The organism is Streptosporangium sp. G11 (assembly GCF_051192615.1).
Lineage (GTDB): Bacteria > Actinomycetota > Actinomycetes > Streptosporangiales > Streptosporangiaceae > Streptosporangium.
On sequence record NZ_JBPJUQ010000029.1, the window covers coordinates 59,769 to 85,942 of the forward strand.

The window sequence follows — 26,174 nt, forward strand, 5'->3', positions numbered from 1 at the left end:
GCGCAGGGTTGACGCAGGAGAAGAACCCCAGTGCCCAAGCCCAAGACTCGCAAGAAGCCGGTCTACACTCCGCCGCAGACGACACAGCAGATCAAGGTCAGCCCGCGCTGGTTGGCGCCGGTCATGGTGACCTGCTGGATCGTCGGCATTCTGTGGATCGCCGTCTATTACGTGGCGCCCAACGCGCCCCTTCTCGGCGACCTCCAGAACTGGAACCTGCTGGTCGGGTTCGCGTTCATCATCCTCGGGGTGGTCCTGTCCACCCGGTGGCGTTAGCTTTTCCACAGGCATTATCCACACCCTGGGGAAGCATCAGGGTGTGGATCAACCGAAGACCCCGAGTTCGGCCTGGACGGCGAACGGCGGCAGCCCCAGCACGAGCCCAACCAGGATGATCAGCACCGCCGCGCAGCCTCCCCACTGGATTGCGCTGCGGTTCCTGGCGGGGGCGAAGGCGAAGATCGCGGCGACCAGGGTGCCGGCGATCAGGCCACCGAGGTGTCCCTGCCAGCTGATGCCGGGGACCACGAAGGTGATCAGGGCGTTGGCGCCGATCAGCCAGAGCACGCCCTGGGCGTTGTAGCCGAGCTTCTTGGCGAGCACGAACAGCGCGCCGAACATGCCGTAGATCGCGCCCGAGGCGCCGACCGCGGCGATGCCGAACAGGTAGATCGCGACGGATCCGCCGAGCGCGGCGAGGAGATACAGCGTCAGGAACCTGGCCGACCCCAGGCGCCGCTCCAGCTCGGGGCCGATGGCGTAGAGGGCCCACATGTTGAACAGGATGTGGGTCAGGGCCCAGCTGGAACCGCCCAGCGGCTGGTGCAGGAAGGCGCCGGTGACCAGGCGCCACCACTCGCCGTGGTAGCCGACCTCGTACGCGTTCATCGTGAAGTTGGCCAGCACCCAGTTGGTGTTCACGGTCTCGACGGCGTACGCCAGGACGTTGATGATCAACAATGCCCAGGTGACCCGGGGCGTGGTGACCGCCCGGCCGCCGAACACGGACTGCGCCTGCCGCATCCCCTTGCTTCCCTCGGCCACGCACTCGGGGCACTGGAAGCCCACCGAGGCGTCGCGCATGCAGTCGGGGCAGATGGGACGGTCACAGCGCTGGCAGCGGACGTAGGTCTCACGTCCTGGATGCCGGTAGCAGGTGGGGACAACGGTGTTGGGCTCGTTGGACGGCTGGGTGGTCATGTGTGTGGCTGGCCCCTTCGAGCGTTCTGTTATCCACAGACTGCCAGCCTATTCACCATCCCGAGCACCCGTACACCCGCGAATGGCGCCGCCGCGCCGCACCGACCGGAGCACGGGCTCACGGTGAGGCGGCCCCGGGACGGTCGAGCCCGGGAAACCAGGGCCAAAAGAGCCGAAAAGCGCCGGGCGGGAACCGGGCGGGAACGCGAACGGCGGCCTCCGAGGGAGGCCGCCGGGCGAGAGATCAGCTCTGGACGCGCTCGATGGTCACCGACTCCAGGACCACGGGAGTCGTGGGCCTGTCACGGGCGTCGGTGTCGGTCTTGGCGATGGCGTCGATGACGTCCTGGCCCTCGATCACCTCGCCGAAGATGGTGTGCTTGCCGTTGAGGTGCGGCGTGGGCACCACCGTGATGAAGAACTGCGAGCCGTTGGTGCCGCGGCCGAACTGGACGCCGGCGTTGGCCATGGCGAGCAGGTACGGACGGTTGAAGTAGAGGTCCGGGTGGATCTCGTCGTCGAACTTGTAGCCGGGGCCGCCGACGCCCTGTCCCAGCGGGTCGCCACCCTGGATCATGAATCCCGCGATGACCCGGTGGAAGATCGTGCCGTCGTACAGCTTGGCGTTGGACTTCTGGCCGGTCTCCGGGTGCTCCCACTCGCGGGTGCCCTCGGCGAGCTCGACGAAGTTACTCACGGTCTTGGGCGCGTGATCCGGGAAAAGCTGGACCTTCACGCTACCGCGGTTGGTTTTGAGGTTCGCGATCAACTTCTCAGCCATGATCGGACTGCCCCCTTCAGGTCGTAGGCAATACCTGTGCAACGTATTGCTTTTATGGCACTTTGACGATTTCGGCCGTAGCCGCATCGCCAAGCATCCTCCCACGGGCCGTCATGATTGAGCCGCCTTCGAGCGGGAAGGGGTGGCGACGGGGCCCCAACGAATGGGGAGGTTGTTGTGCCTCTAGCACTGTTTGGAAAGCGCCACATGAAGATCGTGGCTCCGGAAAGGCGGCTGCGCCACGTGAAGGCTCAGGCCGTCCGAGCCGTGGATCGGGTCGGCCCGATGGCCAGCCATGCCCGTGACGCGGCCAGTCATCATGCACACGACGTGGCCGTTCAGGCTCGCGACGTGGCAGGCCACGCCCGTGAAGTGGCCGGACAGGCCCGGGACGTGGCCAGTGAGAAGATCATCGTGGCACGTGGGTGGGCGGCACCGAGGCTTGACGCCGCCGCGCACTCGATCGAGGAACAGCTCGCGCCGAAACTCAGCGCCGCGCTGTCCCAGGCCGCCGCGAGAATCGATCCCACTCCCGCGAAGTCCAGGAAGACGCCGATGATCCTGCTGTTCGCGGGCGTCGCGATCGCGGCGGCGGGCTATGTCCTGTATCGCAGGAACGCCGACCAGTGGGCCGACACGCTGAAGGAGAGCGCCTCCGACGCGTCCCAGTGGGTGGGTCAGAAGACGGAGGCGACGGCAGGGAAGGTCTCCGACGTGGTGGAGAACGCCACGGCGAAGGCCGACGAGGTCGGCGCCAAGGCCGATGCCAGGGCGGAGCACACGTCGCACACGTCCAAGAGACAGCCCTAGGGGCTGAAGCGCGCCGGTCGGCCGAGTGAGTGCCGATCGGCCGAACGGATACGGCGTACGGCCGGACACGGCGTACGGCGTCGGCCGGGAGTACGGCCCGCACCGCGAAGGTGCGGGCCGTACCGCCGTCCGGGGGCCATTGACCGATCCCCAAGCGCTTGTTAGAACGTGTTCCTCGGACACGAAGGAGCACCGATGACGCTGTCGCCCCTCGACGACCATCCCGTACACCAGTCGCCCGAGGTGATGCGGCACGTCACGACGTCGGACCGCAATTTCTACGACCGCTACTACTTCAACTGCCACTCCGGATCCGACGAGCTGATGCTCATCGTCGGACTCGGCCAGTATCCCAACCTGGGGGTCACCGACGCGTTCGCCTGCGTGCGGTACCGGAACCTGCACCGCGTGGTCCGGGCCTCCCGGGAGCTCGGTGACGACCGGATGGACACGCGGGTCGGCCCGTTCAGGGTCGAGGTGATCGAGGGGCTGCGCCGGCTGCGGGTGGTGCTCGATCCCACGGAGCACGGCCTGTCCTTCGACCTCACCTGGGAGGGCACCGTACCGGCCACGCTGGAACCCCGGCACTTCCTGCGCTGGCAGGAGCGCGTGGTGTTCGACTCCTCGCGGATGGCCCAGACCGGCCGGTGGACCGGGCACATCCTGATCGGCGACGAGCGCGTCGAGGTCACGCCCGACCGCTGGCAGGGCGCCCGCGACCGCTCGTGGGGCATCCGCCCGGTCGGCGAGCCCGAGCCGCCGGGCATCCAGGCGCGCAACGCGGGCACCTTCTACTGGCTCTACACACCTGTCCGGTTCGACGACCACGCCATCCTGTGCATCATCCAGGAGGACGAGAAGGGCCGCCGGCTGCTGGAGGAGGCGGTGCGCGTGTGGGGGTTCGGATCCCCGAGGGAGGGCGAGGAGGAGTATCTCGGACGTCCCGAGTACCGCCCGACGTACGTGGACGGCACCCGGGAGGTGCGCGAGGCGACGATCTCCTTCTCCCCGCCGGGCGGGAAGCCCTTCGACCTGCGCTGCGTCCCGATTCTCCCGGTGCACCTGATGGTGGGCACCGGATATGGCCTGGAATCGGATTGGAAGCACGGCATGTACCAGGGTCCCCGCCCGGTGGTCCAGGGCGTCACCCACACGCTGCCCGAGGACGCCCCCAAGATGTGGGGCATGGTCGACGCGGTCGGCCGCTTCGAGTACGACGACCAGATCGGCTACGGCCTGTACGAGTACTGGGCCGTGGGCCCGCACCCGTCCTTCCCCGAGAGCTGATCACCGCGTGAGGGCCGGCTCTCCCGAGGACTGATCCCCGCACGAGATCTGTCCCCCTCCCGGAAAACCGGCCCCCTGCTTCCCGGCTCCGGAGAACCGTGCGGTGGGAGACCTTCACCGGGGACTTTCATCGGGAACTTTCATCGGGGACCTTCACCGGAGACCGAACCGCGCCGACCCCCATACGGCGCGGACTCCCCGGAGCGGTCCCGCGCGGTCGTCGCCCCCGGTGACCCGGTGGCCCGGTGGCCCGGGACCGGCCGGGGTTTCCGCGCGGGTTTCCCGGATCATCCGGATCATCTCCGAGCCGGCTGCGAACCGGCCGGGGCCATTCCCGCACGGAGGCCCGGCCGGTTCGCAGGTCTTCGCGGGGGCGCCCCTCGGCTCTTCGGGGCGTCCCCCGACGTCACTCCTCCTCGGCCTTGCTGACGCAGGTGACGCTGGGCGTGCCGCCTTCGGAGAGCTTGCCTTCCACCCTGACCTCGGTGGCCGCGGCCCCGTCGGGAGCGGGCACGGCCCGGGAGAGCGTGACCGTCGCCCCGGGCTCCCCGGGCTCCCCGGGCTTCACGGCCCCGGTGGGAAGGGGTGCGGTCATGACCTTGAGGTCCTTGGGCGGGGCGGGGGGCTCCTCGCCCGGCCTCACCGCCAGGACGTCCTCGGCGATCGTGACGCGGCCGGCCTCGGTCTTCCCGAACCCGCCGGTCTGCCCGGACGGCAGGGCGGGGAGGGCGGGCACCGCGAGAGCGGCTCCACTCTTCTCCAGCTCCTCGCGCTCGGCCTCGGTGAGCCGGCGCGTCATCAGGGTTACCTGGCCGCCGCCCTCGCAGTCGACGAGCACGACGCTGTCCCCGGGCAGGGGGGCGGGAGTGGGCGTGTCGGCGCTGGCGGCTCCGGTCAGCGTGGCCATCAGGGCTCCAGCGGTCACCACGGCGGCGGCGAGCATGCGAATACGCATGGGTGTTCTCCTTGTCAGACGAATCGGTGAACGAATCGGCAAGCGGACTGGTGAGCGTGAGCGGACCGGTGTGCGGTGTTGCGGACCACAGGTTCTCGCCCGCTCCCTGAACCCAGGCTGAAGGCGCCGGAAACCATCTTCAGGTTGGCTTTAGGCGGGGTACGGCAGGCTGGACGGCATGCGCGTGCTGCTGGTTGAGGACGAGAAACGCCTGGCCCATCTTTTGAAGGAGGGGCTGGCAGGCGAGGGGTTCGCCGTCGACGTCGCGTACGACGGGCGCGACGGATTGTGGATGGCGACCGAGAACCCGTACGACGTGATCGTGCTCGACGTCATGCTGCCCCGGATGAACGGCTACACCGTCTGCGCCAAGCTCCGCGACGCGGAGAACTGGACGCCGATCCTGATGCTGACCGCCAAGGACGGGGTGCACGACGAGGCCGAGGCCCTGGACACGGGCGCGGACGACTTCCTGTCCAAACCGTTCTCCTACGTGGTGCTGCTGGCCCGGCTGCGCGCGCTGGTACGCAGGGGCGGCGGGGCGAGGCCGGTGTCCATCGTGGTCGGCGACCTGACCGTCGACCCGGCCGGGCTCCGCTGCCGCCGGGGTGATGTGGAGATCGCCCTCACCCCCAAGGAGTTCGCGGTCCTGCACGGCCTGGCGCGCAGGCAGGGCGAGGTAGTCTCCAAGAGCGAGTTGCTGGCCCAGGCGTGGGACTTCGCCTACGACGGCGACCCGAACATCATCGAGGTCTACGTCAGCGCGCTGCGCCGCAAGATCGACTCTCCGTTCGGCCGCTCGTCACTGGTGACCGTGCGCGGCGCCGGCTACCGGTTGGAGGCCTGAGATGGCGTCGCGCCTGTCGGTACGACTCCGGGCGACCCTCGCGGCCACCGCCATCGTCGCGGTCGCGCTGGCCGTGGCGTCGGCGGTGCTCGTCGGCGTGCTGACGGGAAGCCTGACGCGGAGCGCCTCCGACGAGGCCACCCGCCGCGCCGGCGTGACCGCCGACGTTCTCGCAGGCGCGACCGCCGACGTGCTTCCGGGCGGCACGGTGACGCTCGGCGTTCCGGCGATCGACGTCGCGCGGACCGGTGTCGCGGAGCTCACCACGGAGACGATCGACGCTCCGTCGGTCACCGTGGTGACCGTCACCGGAGGGCGGACCGAGGCCGTCCGGCACACGGAGCCGGCCCTCCTCGACCCCGACGTCAAGATCTTCACACGCTCGGTACGACCGGCTCCGACGCTCCCCGGCCCGGCCCCGGCCCCGGTCACCGTCCCGTCGTCCGGCGAGAAGGGCGTGGCGTCACCCGCGGCGGTGGCCGTGAAGGGCACGGCGGTCGAGGCGGCGCCCGCGCCGGACGACATGGCACGATGGGCGCCGGGTGACTCCTTCGCCCTCGCCACGATGCCGGTGGACACCGCGAACGGCACGCTGTTCGTGCAGGCCAGGGCATCGCTGGAGCCCACGGGGGACGCCCTGGCGGCCCTGCGCGGCCTGCTGCTTCCCGGCATTCCCGCGCTGCTCCTGCTGGTCGCCGCCCTGACCTGGCTCGCCGTCGGCCGGGCGCTGGCACCGGTCTCGGCCATCCGCGCCGAGATGGCCGACATCACCGCCAGCGACCTGCACCGGCGGGTTCCCGTACCCAGGTCGCGCGACGAGATCGCCCGCCTCGCCGAGACCATGAACCGTACGCTCGACCGCCTCGAACTGGCCGTCAGCCGGCACAAGCGCTTCGTCGCCGACGCGGCCCACGAGCTCCGCAGCCCGCTGGCCATCCTGCGGACCCGCCTGGAGCTGGCCCGGCCGGGACCGCTGGCGGCCGAGGCGCTGACCGACGTGGAGCGGATCCAGGCGCTCACCTCCGACCTCCTCCTGCTCGCCCGCCTGGACGCCGGTGAGCCCATCTGTCACGAGGAGGTGGACCTCGGCCAGGTGACCGCCGAGGAGGCGGCCAGGTCTCGGCCCAGGCCGGAGATCAGGGTAACGCTGGAGGTGGAGGCCGACACCGTGGTCCTGGGCTCCGCCGGGCAGCTGCGCCGCCTGGTGGCCAATCTGGTGGACAACGCCGTACGCCACGCGAGTTCCGCGGTCATCGTCCGGCTGGCCACGGACGGCGGCGAGGCGGTGCTCGACGTGCGAGACGACGGGCCGGGCATCCCCGCCGAGCACCACGAGGCGGTCTTCGACCGGTTCACCCGGCTGGACGAGGCAAGGGACAGGGACGCGGGCGGTGCGGGTCTCGGGCTGGCCATCGCCAGGGACATCGCGGTACGGCACGGTGGCGGCCTGCGCGTCGCGGGGAAAGATCGCGAAGCGTGGCTACAGGCTCGTTTTCCTGTGATATGAACCACACACGTGATCTCTCACGGATCCCTTCACTTCCAGGAGGCCCGCCATGCCAGCCCCCACCCGCCGCTTTATGATCTTCCGAGGTCTCGCGGGCGGTGCCGCCGCCGTGATCGCGTCGGCCACCGCATGGGTACGCCCCGCCGAGGCTTCCGAAGAGAGCGAGGAGGCCGCCGGCCCCATACTCGCCAAGACCAAGAGCATTCCCGTCGGCGGCGGCCGGATCATCAACGGCAAATGGGTGGTCACCCAGCCGGTCAAGGGCACCTTCCGTGCCTTCAGCGCGAAGTGCACGCACCAGGGCTGCCCTGTCTCCACCATCCGCGGCGGGACCATCAACTGCGCCTGCCACGGCAGCAGATTCCGGATCGCCGACGGCTCGGTGGCCAAGGGTCCCGCCAGGCGGCCGCTGGCCCGCAAGAAGATCAAGGTTTCCAAGGGCGTCATCCGGCTGAGCTGACCGACCGCCACTCACCCGGACTCCGCGCGGACCGCTCTCGTGACGTTCGTGACACCCGTCGCGTCGAGCGGCTCGCGCGGTCCGCTCTCATGACACCCGCCACGCAAGCGAGTTCATGCGGTCCGCTCTCATGACACCCGCCATGCGAGCATGTGGTCCGCCCTCGTGACACCCGCCACGCGAGCGGTCGGTGCGGGTCCGAGCGGCTCGCGGGCCGCTCTCATGACGTTCGCCATGTGAGCGGCCCGCGAGTGGAGCGGGGTCAGCGAGCCGTGAAGACGGGGACCCAGGATTCGCCCTCTCGCTGGCTGTTCTTCCGGAAGCCGCTGAGAGGGACGCCCTCCCCGCCGTTCAGGCCGACGAGGAGCAGCCGGTTGCGGAACTCGCCACCCACGCAACCGTCGGCGCCCTCCTGCTCGCAGGCCCAGACGACCAGGCGCTCGTCGTCCGCCCACACCTCGGCCTGCTCGATCCAGTAGCCGGAGACCGGGGTGAGTGGGACGGTCTTGCCGGTGGCCAGGTCCCGGATCCCGACGACCGCGCTCCGGTCGGGGCTGTCGACGGCCAGCCGCGTGCCGCCCGGTGAGAGCCCGGCCAGCTGGAACGTCTCGGCCTCCTTGGAAGGGGCCGGTCGCGCCCTGCCCTCCAGGTCGTAGTACTTCTTGCTCACCGGGATGGTGGAGGTGTTCTCCCAGACCAGGGCGCCGTCGTCGCTCCACCGGAAGTCGTTACGGGAATTGGGCGGTGAGTCCGGATCCAAAGCCACCGCGCGGAAATCGGACCGGCCGCTGTCCAGGTCGACGATGGTGAAGCCGACGCGGCTCGGCGGCATGCCCATCTGGCTGTTGTCCTCGGGGATGTAGGACTCGTCGGGGTTGGCGGAGTAGTTCGTGAGCAGCAGCCGGGTCGCGTCCGGCGACCAGCGGACGGCCGAGGCGGGACGCTCCAGGGCGATCCAGCGAACCTCCGCACCGCGCCCGGTGAGCACCCCCACCCGTGGCGCGGGAACCTCCTCCAGGAACGCGGCCGCCTCGCCACCCCTGGCGACGTCGAGCCACGCCCACGGGGTTGGCTCGTAGACGCCCTTGTCCCTGTCGTAGCGGCTCCAGGTCAGCTTCCTGACCTGCCGATCCGCGGAGACCTTCTCCTCCTTCCAGGTGTAGTAGGAGTAGGCCGCCACCTCGCCCGCGGCCACCAGGGTCTTCGGCGGCGAGGAGTCCGGATCGGCGACGGTCTCCCTGGACGGATCGGGCTCGGCGACGACCGCGATGGCCGGCTCGTCGTTCCCGAGCGGCGCCTCCCCCCGGACCAGGGCCGGGACGGCGACCGCCGCCGCGATAACGGTCGCGGTCGCCCCCGCGACCACCGCGAACGTCCGCAACCGGCTCCTGCGCCGCCGCCGGAGCGCGACCCCCGCCAGATCCCCAGGCGGTACGTCCGCCTCCGCCGACCACTCCCTGAGGGTCTGCCTCACCAGCTCGTCGATGGTCACGTCGCCACCTCCCCGAAAATCGTGTACGGCTCCCGCAGCTCCGGCGCCAGGACGCGCAGCCGTGCCAGGGAACGGTGAGCGGTGCTTCGGACCGTGCCGACCGAGCAGCCGAGGATTCCGGCCACCTCCGCCTCCGGCAGGTCCTCGTAGTAGCGCAGCACCAGCACCGCCCGCTGCCGGGGGGTGAGCCGGGCCAGCGCCCTGCGCATGACGATGCGCAGGTCCGCGCCGTGCGTGCCGTCGGCCACCGTTCCCTCCGGCGGCTCGGCGACCACGGTCTCCCCGCGCTTCCGCCACCATGACACCTGCTGGCGGTACATGGCCTGCCTGACGTACGCCTCGGGCGTCTCCACCCGGCTCCACCTGGCGACCGTCCTGGCCAGCGCGGTCTGCAGCAGGTCCTCCGCCGCGTGCTGGTCACCTCCGGTCAGCAGGAAGGCCAGGCGCATCAGCGCGGGCGATCGCGCCGAGACGAACTCGCGGAAACGTCGCTCCTCTGCGGCGTCCACGATCACCTCCACTCTGCGGTTACCCCCTAAGACGCTCCACGGTGGGCGCCACTATGTCTCCTCGCCGCACGAATCAGCACGGAGTCGTACGCAACCGGTTCGTACGGGGGCCGGTTCATAGGAGCGGGGAGACTCGCGGGCACGGGGAGGGCCGGACAGCCTTCCTGGGACATCGGCGAAGGTTTCACGTGAATCAATGCGCTTCGCGCGGCGGTGAGAAGGTCGCGACGGACCGTGTTCGTCCCGGGGAGAGGGTAGATATCCGGATGCGTCCGAAGGAGGGCGGCGAAAGAATATGCGGTGCGGCGGTCCGTCCGTTCGGCAGTCCAGCGGGTCGGCGGGTCCGGACCCGGCCGTGCGGGCCAGGCCGGTCCGTGGAACCGCCACGGGAAGGACGCGAGACCGATGAGCGACATCACCATGCGCCCCTACTCCGGCCCCGCCGACCTGCGCAAGATGCAGGAAGTCGTACGGGCGACCTGGGGTCCCACCGTCCGGCCGCACATCGGAGGCCTCGCCTGGAGCAGGTTCCAGCACGTGGGGCGGGAGGCGGAGTGGCCGACGGCGTTGTGGGAGCGCGACGGTGACACCCTGGCGTGGGGATGGGCGATGCCTCCGGGCGAGCTGGAGCTGTTCACGCATCCGGAGCGTCCCGAACTGGCGGACGAGGTGCTCGACTGGTTCCGCGGCGTGGCCACCGGCGACGAGCTGGGGGTGACCATCCTGGAGGGCGGGCAGCGGCTCGCCGCGACCCTGTCCCGGCACGGTTACCGGCGGGAGCCCGCGGACGCGCCCTTCCTGCTGCACATGTCACGCGACCTGCGCGACCTGCCGGAACCGGAGCTGCCGCCCGGCTTCGTCGCGCGCCACGTGCGCGGCGAGGAGGACGTGCCCGCGCGGGTGGCCGTGCACCGGTCGGCGTTCGCCCCCTCCTCGGTCACCGAGGAGAGCTACCGCAACGTCATGGGCGCGTGGCCCTACCGGCGCGAGCTGGACTGCGTCGTCGAGGCCCCGGACGGCCGCGTGGTGTCGTACTGCCTGATCTGGCTGGACGACGCCAACGGCGTCGGGGAGATGGAGCCGGTCGGCACGCACCCGGACTTCCGGCGGATGGGGCTGGCCCGCGCGGCCTGCCTGCACGCGCTGCGTCGGCTCGGGGAGGCCGGAGCGGTCACCGCGATCGTCCGCCCCCGGGGGGACGCGGGATATCCGGTGCCCGCCCGGTTGTACGAGGCGCTCGGCTTCCGCGCCCGCGACCGGACGGCCCGCCACTCGCGTCCCCGTTGAGCCCCGTCGAGCACGCCCAACGCGTCATCGTGAACCAGGCGACCCCGGCACGAGCCAGGCGGTCGCGCACCCGCGCCCACTCCGGCGGACCCGCGCCCTCCTCGCCGTACCGCGCGTCGTGCTCGGCCACCGGATCCGTCACTGGATCAGCCATGCCGACCGACCCTGGTGATGAGTTGTCGCGCCCGCACCCGTCATACCTATGACGGGACACGACGAGGCGGAAGGATGACGTGATGAGTGCGGACACGCGGCTGGAGGAGCTGGGCGTGAGCGGGCTGGGCGAGGTCGACGAGCCGGCGTTCTCGGGGCTGGCGGAGCGGCACCGGCGGGAGCTGCACGTGCACTGCTACCGGATGCTCGGGTCGTTCGAGGACGCCGAGGACACCGTGCAGGAGACGTTCCTCCGTGCCTGGCAGCGGCGGGAGACCTTCGAGGGGCGGTCGACGTTCCGGGCCTGGCTGTACCGGATCGCCACCAACGCCTGCCTGGACCTGCTCGCCAAGTGCCGCCCGGAGCCTGCGACCGGCGGCGAGGTGCTGTGGCTGCAGCCCTACCCGGACCGGCTGCTCGACGAGCTGCCCGCGGGCGACGCGGACGAGCCGGAGGCCGTCGCCGTCGCGCGGGAGACGATCGAGCTGGCGTACCTGGTCGCGGTCCAGCACCTCGCGCCGCGCCCGCGGGCCGTGCTGATCCTGCGGGACGTGCTCGGCTGGCCGGCGAAGGACGTCGCGGAGCTCCTCGGAGACTCCGTCAACTCCGTGAACAGCGCGCTGCAGCGGGCCCGCGCCGGCATGCGGGAGCACCTGCCCGCCGAACGGCAGGACTGGACCGGCGGCGAGGAGGACGCCGGGACGCGCGAGCTGGTGCGCCGCTATACCGACGCCAGCGTGGCCACGGACGTCGACAAGCTCACCGCACTGCTGCGGGACGACGTCCGCTGCTCGATGCCGCCCACGCCGGGCCTGTACGTCGGCCGCGACGCGGTGGTGAACGACTGGGTCGAGAGCGGCTTCGAGGACATGAAGCACCTGCGCGCCGTCCTCACCTCCGTGAACCGGCAGCCCGCCGTCGCCTTCTACCTCTGGCGGAAGCAGGAGGGTGCGTACCTGCCGCTGACGATCGACGTCCTGCGCGTCACCGGCGGGGTGATCACCGAGATCGTCACGTTCCACGACGACCGGTTCCCGCGGCTCGGGCTGCCGGAGCGCCTGCCGGCGGACGGCACGGAGTAGTCCCGGTGCGGACGCTCGCGCTGCGAGGTGGCACGCGTGTCGCGGTGGTCGCGGCCGAGTGGTGCGACGCGTTCGGCGTCGTCACCCGCGGGCGGGTGCAGCTGGAGCTACGCGACGGCGAGCCCGGGCCGGTCCTCGGACGCGACGCCGGGTTCTGGCTCCACGGCACCGGCGTCCGCGCCCTGCGGAACCCCGGCCGTCGCACGGCGAGGGTGCGCATCGTCACCCCCGGGGCCAGGACCGTCACATGCCAGTCAACACACCCCTACGCCAGTCACCGAATGATGAAGGATGACATGAACAGCATGAATGACACCGGGGTCGTCACAGGCCCGGCATCGGGCCGGACCAGCCACACCCACCGACTCCGCGGGCTCGCCGGCACCGGCTTCGTTGCCACGCTCGCGGCGATGGTGGCCACCACCCTCGCCGCTGCGCTTGCCCAGGCCGTCGGCGTCGACTTCGAGGTCCCCGACGGTGGCGAGACGATCCCGTTGCCCGGGTTCGCCGTCGTGACCGGCTTCTTCTCGGTCGTGGGCATCGTCATCGCCGTCGCTCTTCTTCGTTGGAGCGCTCGCCCCGCCAAGCGATTCGTGTGGACGGCGGTGTCGCTGACCGCGATCTCGCTGGTCCCGCCTCTCCTCTCCGGGGCGAACACCGCCACCACCACCGCCCTCCTCGGGCTGCACCTCGTCCCTGCGGCGGTGATGATCCCCGCCCTGGCGCGGAGCCTCCGCACCCGGACCGATTGACGATCCCGCAACGGGACAACGCGCGGCGCAAGGGCGTGCGCGAGCGCACCAACGTGACCCCCGGTGCTGCCCCCCTCCATTCCAGGTTCCTTTTCCTGGTCAATTCGGAAGCTGAGTCGCGTGTGCGAAGAAGCACAGGGCACCTTGCGAGATGAAGACCAAACGCCATCCGCTTCGGTTGGGGCGCACCGGGTGCCCCGGACGCGTTCACCCTGACCGACCCCGCCGTCACGCGCCTCCCACGTGGATTCCGCTCCTGCGCGGCGGCTTGAGCCGGGATCTGACCCTCTCGGGTCGACGTCAGGCTCAGGCCGCGCCAGGACGCGCTCGCAGCTGAGCCCTGACACCTACGCGTGCCGGAGGCCGCCACGCCGTAGCCGGCGGGGCGGGGAGCGCTGTTCGTGACGGGGGAGGTCGAAAAAGGCCCAGTTATTGATATCGCCGTATAACGCCGTCTGGAAATATGCGCATATTCTTTTGAGTAAACTCTCCGCGACGGTTCTCGGATCGTACGCGGATGTATAAGTGTCACTCTCTGGCAAGTGACATTACAGGATTGATCGCGTCTGTCGGCGGATAGACGTCACACATGCGAAGCACAGTTCAACACTCCCTGATCACCAGCACCGTCTTCGCCCTGGTCACGACCCTCCCCTTCAGCGTCTCGCACGCCGTGGCCGACCCCGCCCCCGACTCCAGGCACGTCCCCCTTCCGGATCAATTCACGACCCTCAGAACAGGCAGCAGGGGAATCGAAGTACACAACGCGAAGAAAAGACTCAAAGATTTGGGTTTCTCCCCGGGAAATCTCAGCCCCACGTACGATTCCGCTCTGCGAATGGCCGTGTGGGCCTTCCAGAAGGCCAACGGGTTGAAGCCCGTCGACAGAATCGACGCGCCGACCTGGCAGGCCCTCCTGCATCCCCGTCGCGTCAGGCCCCTGGTGACGTACGGGGAGCGGGAAAGGGCCGAGATCGATCTACGGCGCCAGCTCCTCACGGCGTGGAGGGGCGGGAAACCCGTGCTGGTGACCCACATCTCGACCGGTGCCCGCAGGCCGTACTGCGAGAAGGGCCACTGCGGGTTCGCCGCGACCCCGATCGGTGACTACCGGGTGGGAGTGCGGGTCACCGGCTGGTCCACGGGGATTCTGGGGGCGATGTTCTACCCCGTCTACTTCAACGGCGGCATCGCCATCCACGGTTCCACCCTCGTCCCCCGCTACCCCGCGTCCCACGGGTGCGTCAGGGTCCCGCTGCACAACGCCCTCGACCTCTACCGGTTCCTTCAGCCGGGCGTTCCCGTATACGTCCGCCGCCCGGAGGCTCCCGCCGACCGTCGCCCGAAGGCTCGCGCGGAACGACGCTCGCGCATTCCCAAGGCACGACCTCCCGAAGCCCCTCACCGCTCGTACGGACACTCCTCGCGCCCCGGGCGCACCACCGGCGATCACGCCGGAAGACGCCGGTGAGCCGTGGGGACGCGCCCGAGCCGAAAAGCGGCCCTCCCGCCACGGAATCCCGGCCGGTACGGCGATCGAACCGATCCGGCGGGCTTAGAACCGGTGCCGCGAGGTCATGATGAAGATGTCGGCAGATCATTCCGAAGGGCGTGAATCGTGATACCAACCATGATCCTGTTCGGCCTGGTCTTCGGGCGCTGGTGGCGGGCCTCTCTCCTCGCCGCCGCCGTGTTCTGGCCCGCCGTGCTCCTGGCGGGCGACGCGATCGGGCTCGACGGGTCACTGATGATGGCGGCCGCGCTGGGAGTGCTCAACGTCTCCGCCGGGGTGGCGATTCATCAGAGCGTCCTGTGGTTCGTCAGGAACACGGTCGCGCAGCGGCCACGGGCGAAGAATTCGTAGCCGTACAACCGCGCGTTCCGACGCCGGAGGCATCGGAGGTGCCGGAGGCGCCGGGATGTGGGCGGCATCCGGCGGTCGATGCCGCCCGCGGACGCGGTTCAGGATCTGATCCCCTCCAGGATCACCTCGTCGAGCACGACCGAGGCGGTCGACTGGTCGGGCCTGTCGTACTGCCCCGCGGTGACGGCGACCACCAGGTCCAGTGCGGGCGCCACGTGGATCCGCTGGCCGCCGTTGCCGAACCCGCCCGTCCACGTGTCGCCCGAGTACCACTGGTAGCCGTAGTGGCGCCCCTCGTCGATCCGCACGTGCGGGTGCAGCGCCGTCCTCAGCCAGGACGAGGGGACGACGCCGCCACCCCCGTCGAGCACGAGCCGCCCGATCGCGAGAAGGTCGCGAGGGGTGAGCCTCAGCCCGGAGGCGGCCAGGGCCACCCCGTCCTCGCCGGTCGACCACTCGAAGCGGGTGATCCCCAGCGGCTCGAACAACCTGGCGCGCGCGTAGTCCTCCACCGCCCGTCCGGTGCCCTTCTCGATGAGCCGCGCCACCAGCGCCGCGGCGCCGCCGCAGTAGGACCATCGGTTGCCGGGCTCCTCCACGATCCGCTGCCCCAGGATGTAGCGGTAGCGGTCGGGGGCCAGCTCCATCGCGATCTCGCTGTTGGCCGCGCTCGTGTAGGGGGCGCTCTCGTCCCACTCCAGGCCGAGCGTCATGGTGAGCGCGTGCTCGACCGTCAGCGCGGCTCGCCGGGGATCCCCGGCGAGGTCCGGATACTCGGGAAAGTGTCGTAGCAGCGGCTCGCGCGGCTCCGGCACCCGGCCGTCGGCCAGGGCGATGCCGTACAGGAGGCCGACGACGCTCTTGGTGATCGAGCGGACGTCGTGGAGCGTGTCGGGCGTGAAGCGCACCCGGCCGAGCGGCTCGTTCAGCCTGAAATCCTCGCCCTCGCCGTAGTGCTCAAGGATCACCCGGCCGTGGCGGGCGGCGACCACGGCGTGGAGGTCGGGCAGCCGGCCCTGCTCCACGCCGAGGGCGAGACGGTCGGCGAGAGTGTCGCTGTTCATGATCCTGTTCTACGCCCTGCCACCGTGCCGGGGTCAACCCCGCGGGGAGAACTCCCACGCACCTTGCCTGGGGAAGCGGTCGGAGTGGTCGGCCTGGATCCAGCCGGGGTACTCGACCGGGAGCGCGCTGGCGGCGTCCAGCTCGGCGAGGTCCTGCCCGGTGAGCTCCAGCTCGACGGCGGCGAGGTTCTCGGCGAGCTGCTCCGGGCGCTTGGCGCCGATGATGACGCTGCTCACGCCGGGTCGCGAGAGCACCCAGGCGAGCGCGACGCGGGCCACGCCGACCTCGTGGCGGGCCGCCACCTCGCGCAGCACGTCGATGACGTCGTAGGCGCGCTCCAGGTTCACCGGCGGGAACTCGAACCGGTTGCGACGGGCACCGCCGTCGCTCGTGCCGGTGCGGTCGAACTTCCCGGACAGCAGACCGGCGGCCAGCGGGCTCCAGACCAGCAGGCCGAGCCTCTGGTCCTGGAGCAGGGGGAGGATCTCGCGTTCGATGTCACGTGCCGCGAGCGAGTACTGGGCCTGCAGGGAGGCGAACCGCGCCCACCCCCGCCGCTCGGAGACGCCCAGGGCCTTCATCGCCTGCCAGGCGGTCAGGTTCGAGGCGCCGATGTAGCGGATCTTCCCCTGGTGCACGGCGTCGTCGAGGGCGGCCAGGGACTCCTCGAAGGGAGTGATCGGGTCGATGTTGTGAATCTGGTAGAGGTCGATGTGGTCGGTACGGAGCCTGCGCAGGCTGTCCTCCAGCGACCGCATGATGTGCAGCCGGGACTGGCCGACGTCGTTGGGGCCGGCCGCCATCCGCGCGGTCATCTTGGTGGCCAGCACCACGTCGCGGCGGCGTGCCCCGAGCACCTGGCCGAGGAGCTCCTCCGACTCTCCACCGCCGTACACGTCGGCGGTGTCGATGAGGTTCACCCCGTGATCGAGCGCGGTACCCACCAGGTGGTCCGTGTCCTTCACATCCAGCGCGCCGACCGCCTCCCAGACCTGGGAACCGCGCCCGCCGAAGCTCATCGCTCCCAGCGAGATGCTGGAGACGAAGACTCCGGTGCTACCGAGCTGTGCGTATTTCATCGTCCTACTCCTTCCAGATGAGGGGGCGTTGGAACGCTATAACTGACTATCTGGACAATCCATAAGAAAGAGTCCGATATGTATGCGAGATCGTCCGGAGCCGCCATGGACCCCCTGTCCGATGTCCTGACCCTGCTGAACGTCGGCAGCGCCCTCTCCTCGCGCTTCGAGGCCGGTGGCCGATGGGCGCTGCGCTTCCGGAGCTACCGGCACATCAAGATCGGCGCGATCGTGTCCGGTGCCTGCTGGCTCACCATCGACGGCATGCCCGCCCTGCGGCTGTCGGCGGGCGACTGCTACCTGCTCACGGGCGGGCGGCCGTACGAGGTCGCCAGTGACCTGGACATCGAACCGGAGGACGGACACGCCGTCTACCTTCGTGCTCCCAACATCACGAACGTGCGGTACGGCGACGCGTCGGACGCGGAGCCGACCGTGATCGTCGGAGGCAGCATCACCCTGGACGACATGACCGCGACGCTGCTGCTCGACTGCCTGCCCCCGGCCGTGCGCATCCCCGCCGACAGCGATCCGGCTCGGACCCTGCGGCCGGTGCTGGGGATGCTGACCCACGAGACCGCCGCCGAGCCGCTCGGGGCGACGGTGATGATCGAGCACCTGACCCAGATCCTCTTCGTCCAGGCCCTGCGCGCCCACCTCGCCGGTGAGGAGAACGTCCCGGGCTGGCTGGGGGCGCTGAACGACCCGCAGATCGGCGCCGCGCTCACCCTGATGCACCAGCAGGCCACCCGTCGCTGGACGGTCGCCGACCTCGCCGCCGAGGTGGACATGTCCCGCTCCAGCTTCGCCCTGCGCTTCAAGACCCTCGTCGGGCTGCCGCCGCTGGACTACCTGCTGCACTGGCGCATCCGGTCGGCGGCCGAGACGTTGCGCGCCGGTGGCCGCACGGTCGCGTCGGTGGCCGCCGAGTGGGGATACGCCTCGGAAAGCGCCTTCAGCAACGCTTTCAAACGCGTCACCGGCCAGCCGCCCGCCCGGTACCGGACCATGCGGCCGCCCCCGCCGTCCGCCCCTCCCGTCCACGAATGACGGCCGGCGAGCGGCGCGCCGGTGGCCGGGTCACGCCTCTCCGGCCGCCTCGCGGGTACCCACCGGCGGCGGGCACGAGGCCACCGCGCCGACCGGTTCCCAGGGGAGGCCGCACCGCCGCCGAACGCCGGGCGAGAGCGCGTTTCCATCGGTATATGAGTTGACAGGCACGTCCGGAAACCGGTCCGATGAACGTCGGCCGGCGTACGACGGGAGGCGTGGCACGGTCCTTCGGCCCCGTCGCGTCGCCGGTGTCATGCGGTGGTCCCACCCCGGGTCAGGAAGGTGCTCATGCGCGCCGGCAGGATGCATGCGGATGAGATGGAGCACGACGTCCCTCTCGTACGCCGACTGGTCGCCACGCAGTTCCCGCGCTGGGCGGACCTTCCCGTCGAGCCGTTCGACTCCTCCGGCACCGACAACGCCATATACCGGCTCGGCGACGACATGGCCGTGCGCCTGCCCCGCAGGACCGGTTCCGCGGCGCAGGTCGAGAAGGACCTGCGGTGGCTGCCGAGGCTCGCTCCGCTGCTCCCGGTGCCCGTTCCCGTGCCGCTCGGCGCGGGGAGGCCCGCCGAGGGGTACCCGCTGCCCTGGTCGGTCTACCGCTGGCTCGACGGTGAGAGCCCGTCCGCCGGTCGCCTGACCGAGCCGGGCCCGCTGGCGAGGGATCTGGCGGCGTTCGTCGCCGCGTTCCGCCGGATCGACCTCCCGGACGGGCCGCCCGCCTACCGGGGCGGGCCGCTGGAGACGCTGGACGCTCCGACGCGCACCGCGATCGGTGAGCTGCGCGGGACGATCGACACCGGCGCGGCGACCGCGGCGTGGGAGGCCGCCCTCGAAACTCCCGGGTGGGCGGGCCCGCCCGTCTGGATCCACTCCGACCTGATGCCCGGGAACCTGCTGCTCGTCCGGGGACGGCTCGGCGCCGTCATCGACTTCGGCAGCGCGGGCGTGGGAGACCCCGCCTGCGACCTGATCGTCGCGTGGAACCTTCTCCCGGCCGAGGTGCGCGACGACTTCCGCACGGCCCTGCGGGTGGACGACGCGACCTGGGCCCGCGGACGCGGCCGGGCCCTGTCCATCGCGCTCATCGCACTCCCGTACTACAGGGACACGAATCCGGTGTTCGCGGCGAACGCGCGGCACACGATCCGCGAGGTCCTCACCGACCACGAGAACGCCACCTGACGAGATCCGCGTACGGGCGCCCGCGAGACGCCCTCGCTCCGCTTTCCGGGGCGAGGGCGTCTTCGGTCAGGCTTTCAGCGCCTGGGCCGTGACGGCGGGCTCCGGCTCGCGGGTCGCGGCGAGGGCTCGCTCGTCGGCCGTCGAGGAGTTGAGAAGGCGGCCCGCCTGGGTGAGAATCTGCTCCGGGTCGTCGACCGCGGGGTAGATCCACATCGTGTTGATGTTCTGCTTCATGCTCTTGGCCTCGGGTCCGGTCGCCATGACCGTGCGCTCCCACCCGTTCGTGAGAACGGCGCCGGCGGATCCCAGGTCCAGGGCGTTGCTGTAGGGGTCGGAGGTGAAAGGCAGGGGGGCGGCTCCGAGGAGTTCGGCCGCCGCGTTGTATCCGGCGCACTTTCCCATCGGCTGGGCGTGCTGGCAGCTCTGTATCGTGTGGTGCCCGTCCTCCGCGGCGGCCACCGCGGTGTCACCGGCCGCGTACACGTCAGGGACCCCGCTCACCCGCATGTACGTGTCGACGCTCAGCCGTCCCAGCCGGTCACGCTCCCCTGGGATCTGGGCCGTGAGGGGACTCGCGGCCATGCCGGCCGTCCATATGACGGTCTCCGCGGGGATGATCTCGCCGTCCGAGAGAACGACCTCCTTGGAGGTCGCCGACGACACGGTGTAGCCCAGACGCCGTTCGATCTTCAGCTCGTCGATCGCGCTGTCGATGTGCGGGCGAGGTCCCGGGCCGAGCTCCGGGCCGAGCACCTCGGCGCGGTCGACAAGAACGATCCGCACCGCCTCGCCGGCGTCCTGCCCGTCGGCGATCGCCCGCATCCGCTCCCCCAGGACGGTGGCGATCTCCAGGCCGGTGAAGCCCGCGCCCACCACGACGGCCGTGTACCTGCCGTCGGAGGGCTCCCGCCGGGGCAGCCGCCGCAGGTGGTGGTCGAGCGCGGCCGCCGCGGGCAGGGTGTCGATGTCGAAGACGTGCTCCGCACCGGGGAAGGTGGGGCGTACCAGCTGGCTGCCGGTCGCCAGCACGAGCCTGTCGTAGGACAGGGTCAGTTCGGTGCCTTCCCGCCCGACGGCACGTACGGTACGGGCCTCGGTGTCGATGCCGGTCACGGTCGCGGTGAGGCGGCGTACGCCGATCGGGCCGAGAACGCGATCCAGAGGCACTCGCATGGTCTCCGGGTCCTCCTCGTACAGACGCGGGCGTATGACCAGGTCGTCGCCACCGCTGACCAGGGTCACCCGCAACTCCTCGCCGGCGCCTCCGGTCGCACGCGCGGCGCGAACGGCTCCTGCCGCGCTCCACACACCGGCGAAACCACCACCGATGACCAGGATGTCCTTCATGGCTTCTCCTTTTCGAACGGCAGGTACGGAAGTCGCCGCCGGGGCGATGGGGCGCGTTCCCGCTGCGGTCGCCGGGACAGGTTCCCGGCTCGTGGACCGCGGCCTGCGCCGCCCAACCCGGACATTACATATCCTGGATATTTAATGTCAAGATTTACGAGATCGGTGGAATGCCACGCGGGAGCGGGGTCGGCGGCCCGGTCGGGCAGCAGGGTCGACGGGCTCGGCCGGGTGGCGGGACCGAGGGCTCGACCGGCTCGGCCGGACGGCGGGTCGACGGCTCGACCGGCTCGGCTGGGCAGCGGGGGCGACGCCCGACCAGCCCTCCCCGGCCCAGTCCGGGACATGTAATGTCCACGTTATGAGAATGGCTAAGGGTGTCGAGTGGGCCCTCCATACACTCCTCAACCTGGACATGATCGGCGGTGGCCCCGTGGGCAGCGGCCAGCTCGCCGAGGCTCACGGACTGCCGGCCCCCTACCTGATCAAGCAACTGCAGCAACTCTCCAGAGCGGGGCTCCTGACCTCCGTCCCCGGGCCGCGCGGAGGCTTCCGCCTGGCCAGGCCACTCAGCGACATCACACTCCTCGATGTGGTCGAAGCCATCGAGGGTGACACACGCCTCTTTCACTGCGCCGAGATCCGTTGCTGCGGCAAGATCGGCGAGCTCTCACCGCCACCTGATGGCGCATGCCCCGTCAAGACGGCCATGCGTCGTGCGGAAGAGGCGTTCCATCAGGCCCTGGCCGCCCAGACCCTCGCGGACATCAGAGCGGAGCTGGACCACACCCCCGCGGTCGGGCGCGTCATACGCTCCGCGTTCAACTGAGCGCACGCGGGGCCGCGAACGAACGCGGGGGCCATGAACGAACGCGGGGTCAACCGTCGCACCGCTCGGATGACCCGGCGGTGGCCACGCCACGGACGAATCGGGCAGGCTCCGGGGCCCGCCAAGTGCTTCCGCTTGTAGATAATCCAGAACGGTACCGGTTGGCTATGGTGGAGAACATGACCGCCATGGCACCTGCCCGTACCGAGCCGGATCTGTCGTTCCTGCTGGACCACGCCGGCCATGTCCTGAGAACCCGGATGGCGGCGGCGCTCGCCGAGATCGGGCTGACAGCACGCATGCACTGCGTGCTGGTCCACGCCCTGGAGGAGGAGCGCACGCAGATCCAGCTCGCCGAGCTGGGCGACATGGACAAGACCACGATGGTGGTCACGGTCGACGCCCTGGAGAAGGCGGGGCTCGCCGAGCGCCGCCCGTCCAGCACGGATCGGCGCGCCCGGATCATCGCGGTCACCGAGAAGGGCGCGAAGGTCGCGCGCCGGAGCCAGGAGATCGCCGACGGCGTGCACCGGGCAGCACTGGGCGCGCTGCCCGAAGACGAGGCCGAGGTGCTCGTCCGGGCCATGAACCGCCTGGTGACGGGACATCTGGCCACCCCCACCGAGGCGCCGCAGGGGATCAGGCGGGCACGGCAGCGCACAAAGTAAATCCATAGAGGATCGTCTACAACAAAACTATCTGCTACGGTCGTTACTGTTCCCCTTCGAACAGGAGACGGCCATGCCGCACACCGCACACTCCCCTCGATCACCCCGCACCGGCACCTCCCCGTCGCGCTGGCTGGCGCTCATCGTGCTGTCCGCCGCGATGTTGATGACGATCCTGGACGGCAGCATCGTGACCGTGGCGATGCCGGCCATCCAGGCGGATCTGGGCTTCTCGCCCGCCGAGCTCAGCTGGACCGTCAACGCCTACCTGATCGCCTTCGGCGGGCTGCTCCTCCTGGCCGGTCGGCTCGGCGACCTCATCGGCCGCAAGACCATGTTCCTGGCGGGGAACGTGGTCTTCACCGCCGCGTCGCTGCTGGCCGGAATGGCCACCGGGCCCGGCATGCTGATCACCGCCCGGTTCCTGCAGGGCGTCGGCAGCGCCATGGCCTCCGCGGTCGTGCTGGGCATCCTGGTCACGCTGTTCGCCGAACCCGGGGAACGCGCGAAGGCGATCGGCGTCTTCAGCTTCACCGGTGCCGCCGGGGCCTCGATCGGCCAGGTCCTGGGCGGGGTCCTCACCGACGCGCTCAGCTGGCACTGGATCTTCTTCATCAACCTGCCGATCGGGCTGGCCACGATCGCGCTGGCGATCTGGGCACTGCCCGGCGAGCGCGGGATCGGGCTCGCCGCCGGGGCCGACGTCATCGGCGCCGTGCTGGTCACCGGCGGCCTGATGCTGGGCATCTACACCGTGATCAAGATCGAGGAGTACGGCTGGCTCGCGGCGCACACCCTGGGCCTCGGCGCGGTGTCACTCGCTCTGCTGGTCGCGTTCGTCATCCGCCAGGCGACCACCAGGACCCCGCTGATGCCGCTGCGGATCTTCCGCTCGCGCAACGTATCGGGCGCCAACCTGGTCCAGATCCTGACGCTGTCGGCCATGTTCGCCTTCCAGATCCTCGTCGCGCTCTACATGCAGAAGGTCCTCGGCTACGGCGCGCTCGACACCGGCCTGGCGATGCTTCCCGCGGCGGTGGCCATCGGCGGCGTGTCCCTGTTCCTCTCCGCCCGGCTCAACACCCGCTTCGGTGAGCGCGCCGTCCTGCTGACCGGTCTGGTGCTCCTGTTCGGGGCGATGGGCTGGCTCACCCGCGTACCGGTGGACGCGAACTACGTCACCGACCTGCTCCCGGTGATGCTGCTCATCGCGGGTGGCGGGCTGGTGCTTCCGGCACTGACCACGCTCGGCATGTCCGGCGCCAGGGCCGACGACGCGGGCCTGGCGTCCGGGCTGTTCAACACCACCCAGCAGATCGGCATGGCCGTCGGCGTCGCGGTACTGTCCACGCTGGCCGCCTGGCGCACCGAGGAACTGCTGTCCGCGGGAGAGTCCGGGGCGGTCGCGCTGACCGACGGCTACCACCTGGCCTTCGGCATCGCCGCCGCCCTGCTCCTGGCCGCCTTCACCGTCGCGCTCATCGTGCTGCGGCAGCCCAGGCCGGACACCGGCCCCCTGGACGCGACCCCCGCCACGCCGACGGCCCAGCCCGAAACCACCTGACCACCGCCGCGACCGGCCCGGCTTGAAGCCACCTGACCACCGCCGCGATCGGCTCGGCCCGGTCCGGCCCGGCCACACGCGGCGCGGATGATCGAACTCACCGCCACGTACGAGAACGACCCGGGATGCGGCCCCCCGATGATCACCCTCTTCCGCGGGGCCACCTCCGCCCGTACCTCCCCGAGGATCCCGGCCGCCGACGGGAGGCGCCGCGGTCAGAAGAGTGTCAGCGGCTCGGTGGGCATGGGCTCGGGCAGTGGCTCGATCCCCGGCAGCCGGGCCCGGACGTCGTCGTGAAAACGACGGGCGAGCATCGGCGCTTCGGCGTTGTCGGGGGTGTGGATGAACACGGTCGGCGAGCGGCCCTCGCGCAGCCACTCGGTGACCGTGCCGATCCAGTGCCGCCAGCCCTCGATCGTGCTCGCCGTGTCGTCCCGGCCGAGGTAGCGGACGATCGGACGATCGGTGAGGGCGACCGACCGGCGCGGCATGCGCGGTTTCTTCGACCACGCCTCTCGTTCGGTGTCGCTGGTCGGAGGACTCCGGAAGAGGGTGGTGGTGTCGAAGGGCACCCACTCGGCCCCGACGCCGGCGAGCACCCCTTCGAGAAGCCGCACGGATCGCTCGTCGTCGAAGAACGCGCGGTGGCGGACTTCGACGGCGTACCTGTGCGACCGGGGGAGCCTGCGGAGAAACCCGGCCAGGGTGCCGAGGTCGGTCGGAGCGAACGACCCCGGCAGCTGGATCCAGAGGGCGTGGGCACGCGGTCCCAGCGGCTCGATCGTCTCCAGGAACGATCGGACCTCCTCGTCGACGCCGGTGAGACGGCCCTCGTGCGTGATCGTCTTGGGCAGCTTGACCACCAGGCGGAAGTCCGGGGCGGTCTGCCGCGCCCACGACTCCACCGTGCTCCTCGCCGGTGTCGCGTAGAACGTCGTGTTGCCCTCCACCGCGTTGCACCAGGTCGCGTAGGACCGCAGGCGCTCCCCGGGAGGGAGCGGATGAGGCAGGAAACGCCCCTGCCATGACTTGAGAGTCCACATCGCGCATCCCACATGAAGCCGCATGACCTCGACGCTATCCAAGGACCGCGGGAGAACGAACCGGGAACCCCTCAGGCCGAACATCCCGCTGGACGTGACCCTCGGCGAGGGTGAAGCCCTCCGCGGCCCGGCGGCACCGATAGGGAAAGGGCGATATGTCGCGCCTTTTCAAACGAAGGAATTACCGGTTAAGGGCGCCGCAACGGTGCCGGTGCCACCCCGGGTACTGCATGGGCGACACCGACACCTTGGTTTGCTCCGGATTAACCGGGAGGCGCTCGTTCGGGAAGTTCGGAAAATTCAGGCGGTTCGGTCAGTTCAAACGGTTCGGACGTCTCAGGCGGGAAGAACGTTCTCCGCGAAATCGCCTTCCATGTTTCCCGGGGGCTCGAAGACGAAGACGATGTACGTTTCGAAGTAGTCGCTTCCCTGGCCCGACGCCCGCCCGATACCGACCTTCGTGCTGCCCTTCCAGACGAGCTGCGTGAAGTGGCCGCTGGCGCCACTGAACCGGGCCGCGGCGAAGTCGTAGGCGTCGATCTCGCTGTACCAGCTCTTGACCGCGTCCGATCCCGGCAGGGCTTCGGAACCGCCACCCCAGAAGATGTTCTCGCCCGTCCCCTGGCGCAGACCGGTGTGACCGGCGTGGAGTTCCTCCTGCTCGGAACGGGAAACGGCTCGCGACTGGGCGTACGCGTTGAGCTCGGGGTCCAGGACCAGGGGCGGCGCGTGGTGTTTGGCCCGGAAGGCATTGGCCTCCGCGAGCGCTTCGGCCTGAAACTCAGGCGTCGTGCTGTCGGGAAATGCGGGGCGAGTCGCTGGCATGAGAGGTCCCCAAACAGCGCCGTGGGCGCCGGCCGAACCACGGTCCCTGATGACCGTGGATTTCTCGCCCAATCCTTTACCGCGCGCATTCCATTCGGCAAGGACCGATCCACTCGGAGGAGTTTATAGGGATATCCGAATCGATTCGGTCAACAATAAAGACGCTATTGCCCTCTCGGATACGCCTTGGAGGTGACGCACGGTGAATAAAGCGCCCGGAGAAGCGGGTGTAACGAATCGGCGTATCCCTGTGGTCCGTATCGGCGGCGCTCCACGAAAAGGCCGTCACCGCTGCCGCGGATAGAGCGTACGATGCCAACAAAATGGGCAGGAGGACGGCAGAATTCTCTCGTCCCCAGGGCTCCTCTCATCGCAGAACCCTCCCTCGTCCCCAGGGCTCCTCGCATCGGGGAGACGGACCGTAAGAAACGGCCCGGAACCGCGGGTTTCTCGCGCGAATCGCCGATCACCCGGCTCAACGGGTGCGGCGTATCCGGCCTCGGCGGACCACGGCGTTCACGACCGGC

The 26,174-nt window shown here is 70.1% G+C and carries 26 protein-coding genes; 16 read left to right on the top strand and 10 right to left on the bottom strand.

Annotated elements, in window-relative coordinates:
* Positions 1-30 precede the first annotated feature (30 nt).
* Positions 31-276: a cell division protein CrgA gene (locus ACSDR0_RS25430; protein WP_435291388.1), complete on the top strand. Its 246-nt coding sequence runs from the start codon at positions 31-33 to the stop codon at positions 274-276.
* Positions 277-324: 48 nt separating this feature from the next.
* On the opposite strand, the gene ACSDR0_RS25435 is transcribed toward ACSDR0_RS25430, so the two are convergent.
* Together ACSDR0_RS25435 and ACSDR0_RS25440 are read right to left on the bottom strand one after the other, a co-directional pair.
* The gene (locus ACSDR0_RS25435; RefSeq protein ID WP_435291389.1) at positions 325-1,200 is read right to left on the bottom strand and encodes a rhomboid family intramembrane serine protease; all 876 of its coding nucleotides are present in this window, start codon (positions 1,198-1,200) and stop codon (positions 325-327) included.
* A 244-nt stretch (positions 1,201-1,444) separates the two neighbouring features.
* Positions 1,445-1,981: a peptidylprolyl isomerase gene (locus ACSDR0_RS25440; RefSeq protein WP_435291390.1), complete on the bottom strand. Its 537-nt coding sequence runs from the start codon at positions 1,979-1,981 to the stop codon at positions 1,445-1,447.
* A gap of 330 nt (positions 1,982-2,311) precedes the next feature.
* Between ACSDR0_RS25440 and ACSDR0_RS25445 the strand changes: the two genes are divergently transcribed.
* Positions 2,312-2,791, top strand: a complete 480-nt coding sequence (locus ACSDR0_RS25445) for a hypothetical protein (RefSeq protein ID WP_435291391.1) — start codon at positions 2,312-2,314, stop codon at positions 2,789-2,791.
* 195 nt (positions 2,792-2,986) lie between these two features.
* Positions 2,987-4,078 (top strand): hypothetical protein, encoded by a 1,092-nt coding sequence (locus ACSDR0_RS25450; RefSeq protein ID WP_435291392.1) that lies wholly within the window; start codon positions 2,987-2,989, stop codon positions 4,076-4,078.
* A 406-nt stretch (positions 4,079-4,484) separates the two neighbouring features.
* Here the strand turns inward: ACSDR0_RS25450 and ACSDR0_RS25455 are convergent, their stop codons facing one another.
* Positions 4,485-5,033, bottom strand: a complete 549-nt coding sequence (locus tag ACSDR0_RS25455) for a hypothetical protein (protein ID WP_435291393.1) — start codon at positions 5,031-5,033, stop codon at positions 4,485-4,487.
* Between the two features lie 178 nt (positions 5,034-5,211).
* On the opposite strand from ACSDR0_RS25455, the gene ACSDR0_RS25460 reads away from it, so the two are divergent.
* The 3 genes from ACSDR0_RS25460 to ACSDR0_RS25470 are packed head-to-tail and all read left to right on the top strand — an operon-like array spanning position 5,212 to position 7,847.
* Positions 5,212-5,880, top strand: a complete 669-nt coding sequence (locus ACSDR0_RS25460; RefSeq protein WP_435291394.1) for a response regulator transcription factor — start codon at positions 5,212-5,214, stop codon at positions 5,878-5,880.
* Position 5,881: 1 nt separating this feature from the next.
* Positions 5,882-7,387, top strand: a complete 1,506-nt coding sequence (locus tag ACSDR0_RS25465) for a sensor histidine kinase (RefSeq protein ID WP_435291395.1) — start codon at positions 5,882-5,884, stop codon at positions 7,385-7,387.
* Positions 7,388-7,436: 49 nt separating this feature from the next.
* Positions 7,437-7,847 carry a Rieske (2Fe-2S) protein gene (locus ACSDR0_RS25470; RefSeq protein ID WP_435291396.1) on the top strand — a complete coding sequence of 137 codons (411 nt, stop codon included), beginning with the start codon at positions 7,437-7,439 and terminating at the stop codon, positions 7,845-7,847.
* 262 nt (positions 7,848-8,109) lie between these two features.
* On the opposite strand, the gene ACSDR0_RS25475 is transcribed toward ACSDR0_RS25470, so the two are convergent.
* Positions 8,110-9,339, bottom strand: coding sequence for a hypothetical protein (locus ACSDR0_RS25475; RefSeq protein WP_435291397.1), 1,230 nt, complete (start codon positions 9,337-9,339; stop codon positions 8,110-8,112).
* On the bottom strand, positions 9,336-9,848 hold the full coding sequence (locus ACSDR0_RS25480; protein ID WP_435291398.1) for a SigE family RNA polymerase sigma factor: 513 nt from the start codon (positions 9,846-9,848) through the stop codon (positions 9,336-9,338). Before ACSDR0_RS25480 ends, ACSDR0_RS25475 begins: the two co-directional genes overlap by 4 nt.
* Positions 9,849-10,253: 405 nt before the next feature.
* Between ACSDR0_RS25480 and ACSDR0_RS25485 the strand changes: the two genes are divergently transcribed.
* The 5 genes from ACSDR0_RS25485 to ACSDR0_RS25505 all read left to right on the top strand — a co-directional run bounded on the left by ACSDR0_RS25485 (position 10,254) and on the right by ACSDR0_RS25505 (position 14,986).
* On the top strand, positions 10,254-11,135 hold the full coding sequence (locus ACSDR0_RS25485; protein ID WP_435291399.1) for a GNAT family N-acetyltransferase: 882 nt from the start codon (positions 10,254-10,256) through the stop codon (positions 11,133-11,135).
* 236 nt (positions 11,136-11,371) lie between these two features.
* Positions 11,372-12,370 (top strand): RNA polymerase subunit sigma-70, encoded by a 999-nt coding sequence (locus ACSDR0_RS25490; protein WP_435291400.1) that lies wholly within the window; start codon positions 11,372-11,374, stop codon positions 12,368-12,370.
* 5 nt (positions 12,371-12,375) lie between these two features.
* Positions 12,376-13,122, top strand: coding sequence for a DUF6069 family protein (locus ACSDR0_RS25495; RefSeq protein ID WP_435291401.1), 747 nt, complete (start codon positions 12,376-12,378; stop codon positions 13,120-13,122).
* A gap of 589 nt (positions 13,123-13,711) precedes the next feature.
* A complete protein-coding gene (locus ACSDR0_RS25500; protein WP_435291402.1) occupies positions 13,712-14,593 on the top strand; it encodes a L,D-transpeptidase family protein in 882 nt (293 codons plus the stop codon).
* 147 nt (positions 14,594-14,740) lie between these two features.
* Positions 14,741-14,986 (top strand): hypothetical protein, encoded by a 246-nt coding sequence (locus ACSDR0_RS25505; RefSeq protein WP_435291403.1) that lies wholly within the window; start codon positions 14,741-14,743, stop codon positions 14,984-14,986.
* 98 nt (positions 14,987-15,084) lie between these two features.
* On the opposite strand, the gene ACSDR0_RS25510 is transcribed toward ACSDR0_RS25505, so the two are convergent.
* Together ACSDR0_RS25510 and ACSDR0_RS25515 are read right to left on the bottom strand one after the other, a co-directional pair.
* The gene (locus ACSDR0_RS25510; protein WP_435291404.1) at positions 15,085-16,050 is read right to left on the bottom strand and encodes a serine hydrolase domain-containing protein; all 966 of its coding nucleotides are present in this window, start codon (positions 16,048-16,050) and stop codon (positions 15,085-15,087) included.
* Between the two features lie 33 nt (positions 16,051-16,083).
* The gene (locus ACSDR0_RS25515) at positions 16,084-17,130 is read right to left on the bottom strand and encodes an aldo/keto reductase (RefSeq protein ID WP_435291405.1); all 1,047 of its coding nucleotides are present in this window, start codon (positions 17,128-17,130) and stop codon (positions 16,084-16,086) included.
* A 105-nt stretch (positions 17,131-17,235) separates the two neighbouring features.
* Here ACSDR0_RS25515 and ACSDR0_RS25520 point away from each other — a divergent pair, with 105 nt between their 5' ends.
* Positions 17,236-18,180, top strand: a complete 945-nt coding sequence (locus ACSDR0_RS25520) for an AraC family transcriptional regulator (RefSeq protein WP_435291406.1) — start codon at positions 17,236-17,238, stop codon at positions 18,178-18,180.
* Positions 18,181-18,471: 291 nt separating this feature from the next.
* Entirely contained in the window at positions 18,472-19,371 is a 900-nt protein-coding gene (locus tag ACSDR0_RS25525; protein ID WP_435291407.1) for an aminoglycoside phosphotransferase family protein, read from the top strand.
* A gap of 66 nt (positions 19,372-19,437) precedes the next feature.
* On the opposite strand, the gene ACSDR0_RS25530 is transcribed toward ACSDR0_RS25525, so the two are convergent.
* The gene (locus ACSDR0_RS25530) at positions 19,438-20,718 is read right to left on the bottom strand and encodes an NAD(P)/FAD-dependent oxidoreductase (RefSeq protein ID WP_435291408.1); all 1,281 of its coding nucleotides are present in this window, start codon (positions 20,716-20,718) and stop codon (positions 19,438-19,440) included.
* 361 nt (positions 20,719-21,079) lie between these two features.
* Between ACSDR0_RS25530 and ACSDR0_RS25535 the strand changes: the two genes are divergently transcribed.
* From ACSDR0_RS25535 to ACSDR0_RS25545, 3 genes are all read left to right on the top strand, one after another.
* Complete coding sequence (locus tag ACSDR0_RS25535) at positions 21,080-21,547, top strand: RrF2 family transcriptional regulator (RefSeq protein WP_435291409.1); 468 nt, start codon at positions 21,080-21,082, stop codon at positions 21,545-21,547.
* 179 nt (positions 21,548-21,726) lie between these two features.
* Positions 21,727-22,215: a MarR family winged helix-turn-helix transcriptional regulator gene (locus ACSDR0_RS25540; protein ID WP_435291410.1), complete on the top strand. Its 489-nt coding sequence runs from the start codon at positions 21,727-21,729 to the stop codon at positions 22,213-22,215.
* Positions 22,216-22,288: 73 nt separating this feature from the next.
* The gene (locus ACSDR0_RS25545) at positions 22,289-23,779 is read left to right on the top strand and encodes a DHA2 family efflux MFS transporter permease subunit (RefSeq protein ID WP_435291411.1); all 1,491 of its coding nucleotides are present in this window, start codon (positions 22,289-22,291) and stop codon (positions 23,777-23,779) included.
* 215 nt (positions 23,780-23,994) lie between these two features.
* Here ACSDR0_RS25545 and ACSDR0_RS25550 read toward each other — a convergent pair whose 3' ends face one another.
* Together ACSDR0_RS25550 and ACSDR0_RS25555 are read right to left on the bottom strand one after the other, a co-directional pair.
* Positions 23,995-24,846 carry a DUF72 domain-containing protein gene (locus ACSDR0_RS25550; RefSeq protein ID WP_435291412.1) on the bottom strand — a complete coding sequence of 284 codons (852 nt, stop codon included), beginning with the start codon at positions 24,844-24,846 and terminating at the stop codon, positions 23,995-23,997.
* A 312-nt stretch (positions 24,847-25,158) separates the two neighbouring features.
* Positions 25,159-25,647, bottom strand: coding sequence for a CAP family protein (locus ACSDR0_RS25555; RefSeq protein ID WP_435291413.1), 489 nt, complete (start codon positions 25,645-25,647; stop codon positions 25,159-25,161).
* Positions 25,648-26,174: the final 527 nt, after the last annotated feature.

Coding starts and splice junctions, on each gene's coding strand:
- ACSDR0_RS25515 (WP_435291405.1), bottom strand. CDS start 17,130: ATGAAATACGCACAGCTCGGTAGCACCGGAGTCTTCGTCTCCAGCATC.
- ACSDR0_RS25530 (WP_435291408.1), bottom strand. CDS start 20,718: ATGAAGGACATCCTGGTCATCGGTGGTGGTTTCGCCGGTGTGTGGAGC.
- ACSDR0_RS25450 (WP_435291392.1), top strand. CDS start 2,987: ATGACGCTGTCGCCCCTCGACGACCATCCCGTACACCAGTCGCCCGAG.
- ACSDR0_RS25435 (WP_435291389.1), bottom strand. CDS start 1,200: ATGACCACCCAGCCGTCCAACGAGCCCAACACCGTTGTCCCCACCTGC.
- ACSDR0_RS25525 (WP_435291407.1), top strand. CDS start 18,472: ATGCGCGCCGGCAGGATGCATGCGGATGAGATGGAGCACGACGTCCCT.
- ACSDR0_RS25490 (WP_435291400.1), top strand. CDS start 11,372: ATGAGTGCGGACACGCGGCTGGAGGAGCTGGGCGTGAGCGGGCTGGGC.
- ACSDR0_RS25455 (WP_435291393.1), bottom strand. CDS start 5,033: ATGCGTATTCGCATGCTCGCCGCCGCCGTGGTGACCGCTGGAGCCCTG.
- ACSDR0_RS25520 (WP_435291406.1), top strand. CDS start 17,236: ATGGACCCCCTGTCCGATGTCCTGACCCTGCTGAACGTCGGCAGCGCC.
- ACSDR0_RS25485 (WP_435291399.1), top strand. CDS start 10,254: ATGAGCGACATCACCATGCGCCCCTACTCCGGCCCCGCCGACCTGCGC.
- ACSDR0_RS25550 (WP_435291412.1), bottom strand. CDS start 24,846: ATGCGGCTTCATGTGGGATGCGCGATGTGGACTCTCAAGTCATGGCAG.
- ACSDR0_RS25465 (WP_435291395.1), top strand. CDS start 5,882: ATGGCGTCGCGCCTGTCGGTACGACTCCGGGCGACCCTCGCGGCCACC.
- ACSDR0_RS25460 (WP_435291394.1), top strand. CDS start 5,212: ATGCGCGTGCTGCTGGTTGAGGACGAGAAACGCCTGGCCCATCTTTTG.
- ACSDR0_RS25500 (WP_435291402.1), top strand. CDS start 13,712: ATGCGAAGCACAGTTCAACACTCCCTGATCACCAGCACCGTCTTCGCC.
- ACSDR0_RS25555 (WP_435291413.1), bottom strand. CDS start 25,647: ATGCCAGCGACTCGCCCCGCATTTCCCGACAGCACGACGCCTGAGTTT.
- ACSDR0_RS25510 (WP_435291404.1), bottom strand. CDS start 16,050: ATGAACAGCGACACTCTCGCCGACCGTCTCGCCCTCGGCGTGGAGCAG.
- ACSDR0_RS25535 (WP_435291409.1), top strand. CDS start 21,080: ATGAGAATGGCTAAGGGTGTCGAGTGGGCCCTCCATACACTCCTCAAC.
- ACSDR0_RS25540 (WP_435291410.1), top strand. CDS start 21,727: ATGACCGCCATGGCACCTGCCCGTACCGAGCCGGATCTGTCGTTCCTG.
- ACSDR0_RS25440 (WP_435291390.1), bottom strand. CDS start 1,981: ATGGCTGAGAAGTTGATCGCGAACCTCAAAACCAACCGCGGTAGCGTG.
- ACSDR0_RS25545 (WP_435291411.1), top strand. CDS start 22,289: ATGCCGCACACCGCACACTCCCCTCGATCACCCCGCACCGGCACCTCC.
- ACSDR0_RS25470 (WP_435291396.1), top strand. CDS start 7,437: ATGCCAGCCCCCACCCGCCGCTTTATGATCTTCCGAGGTCTCGCGGGC.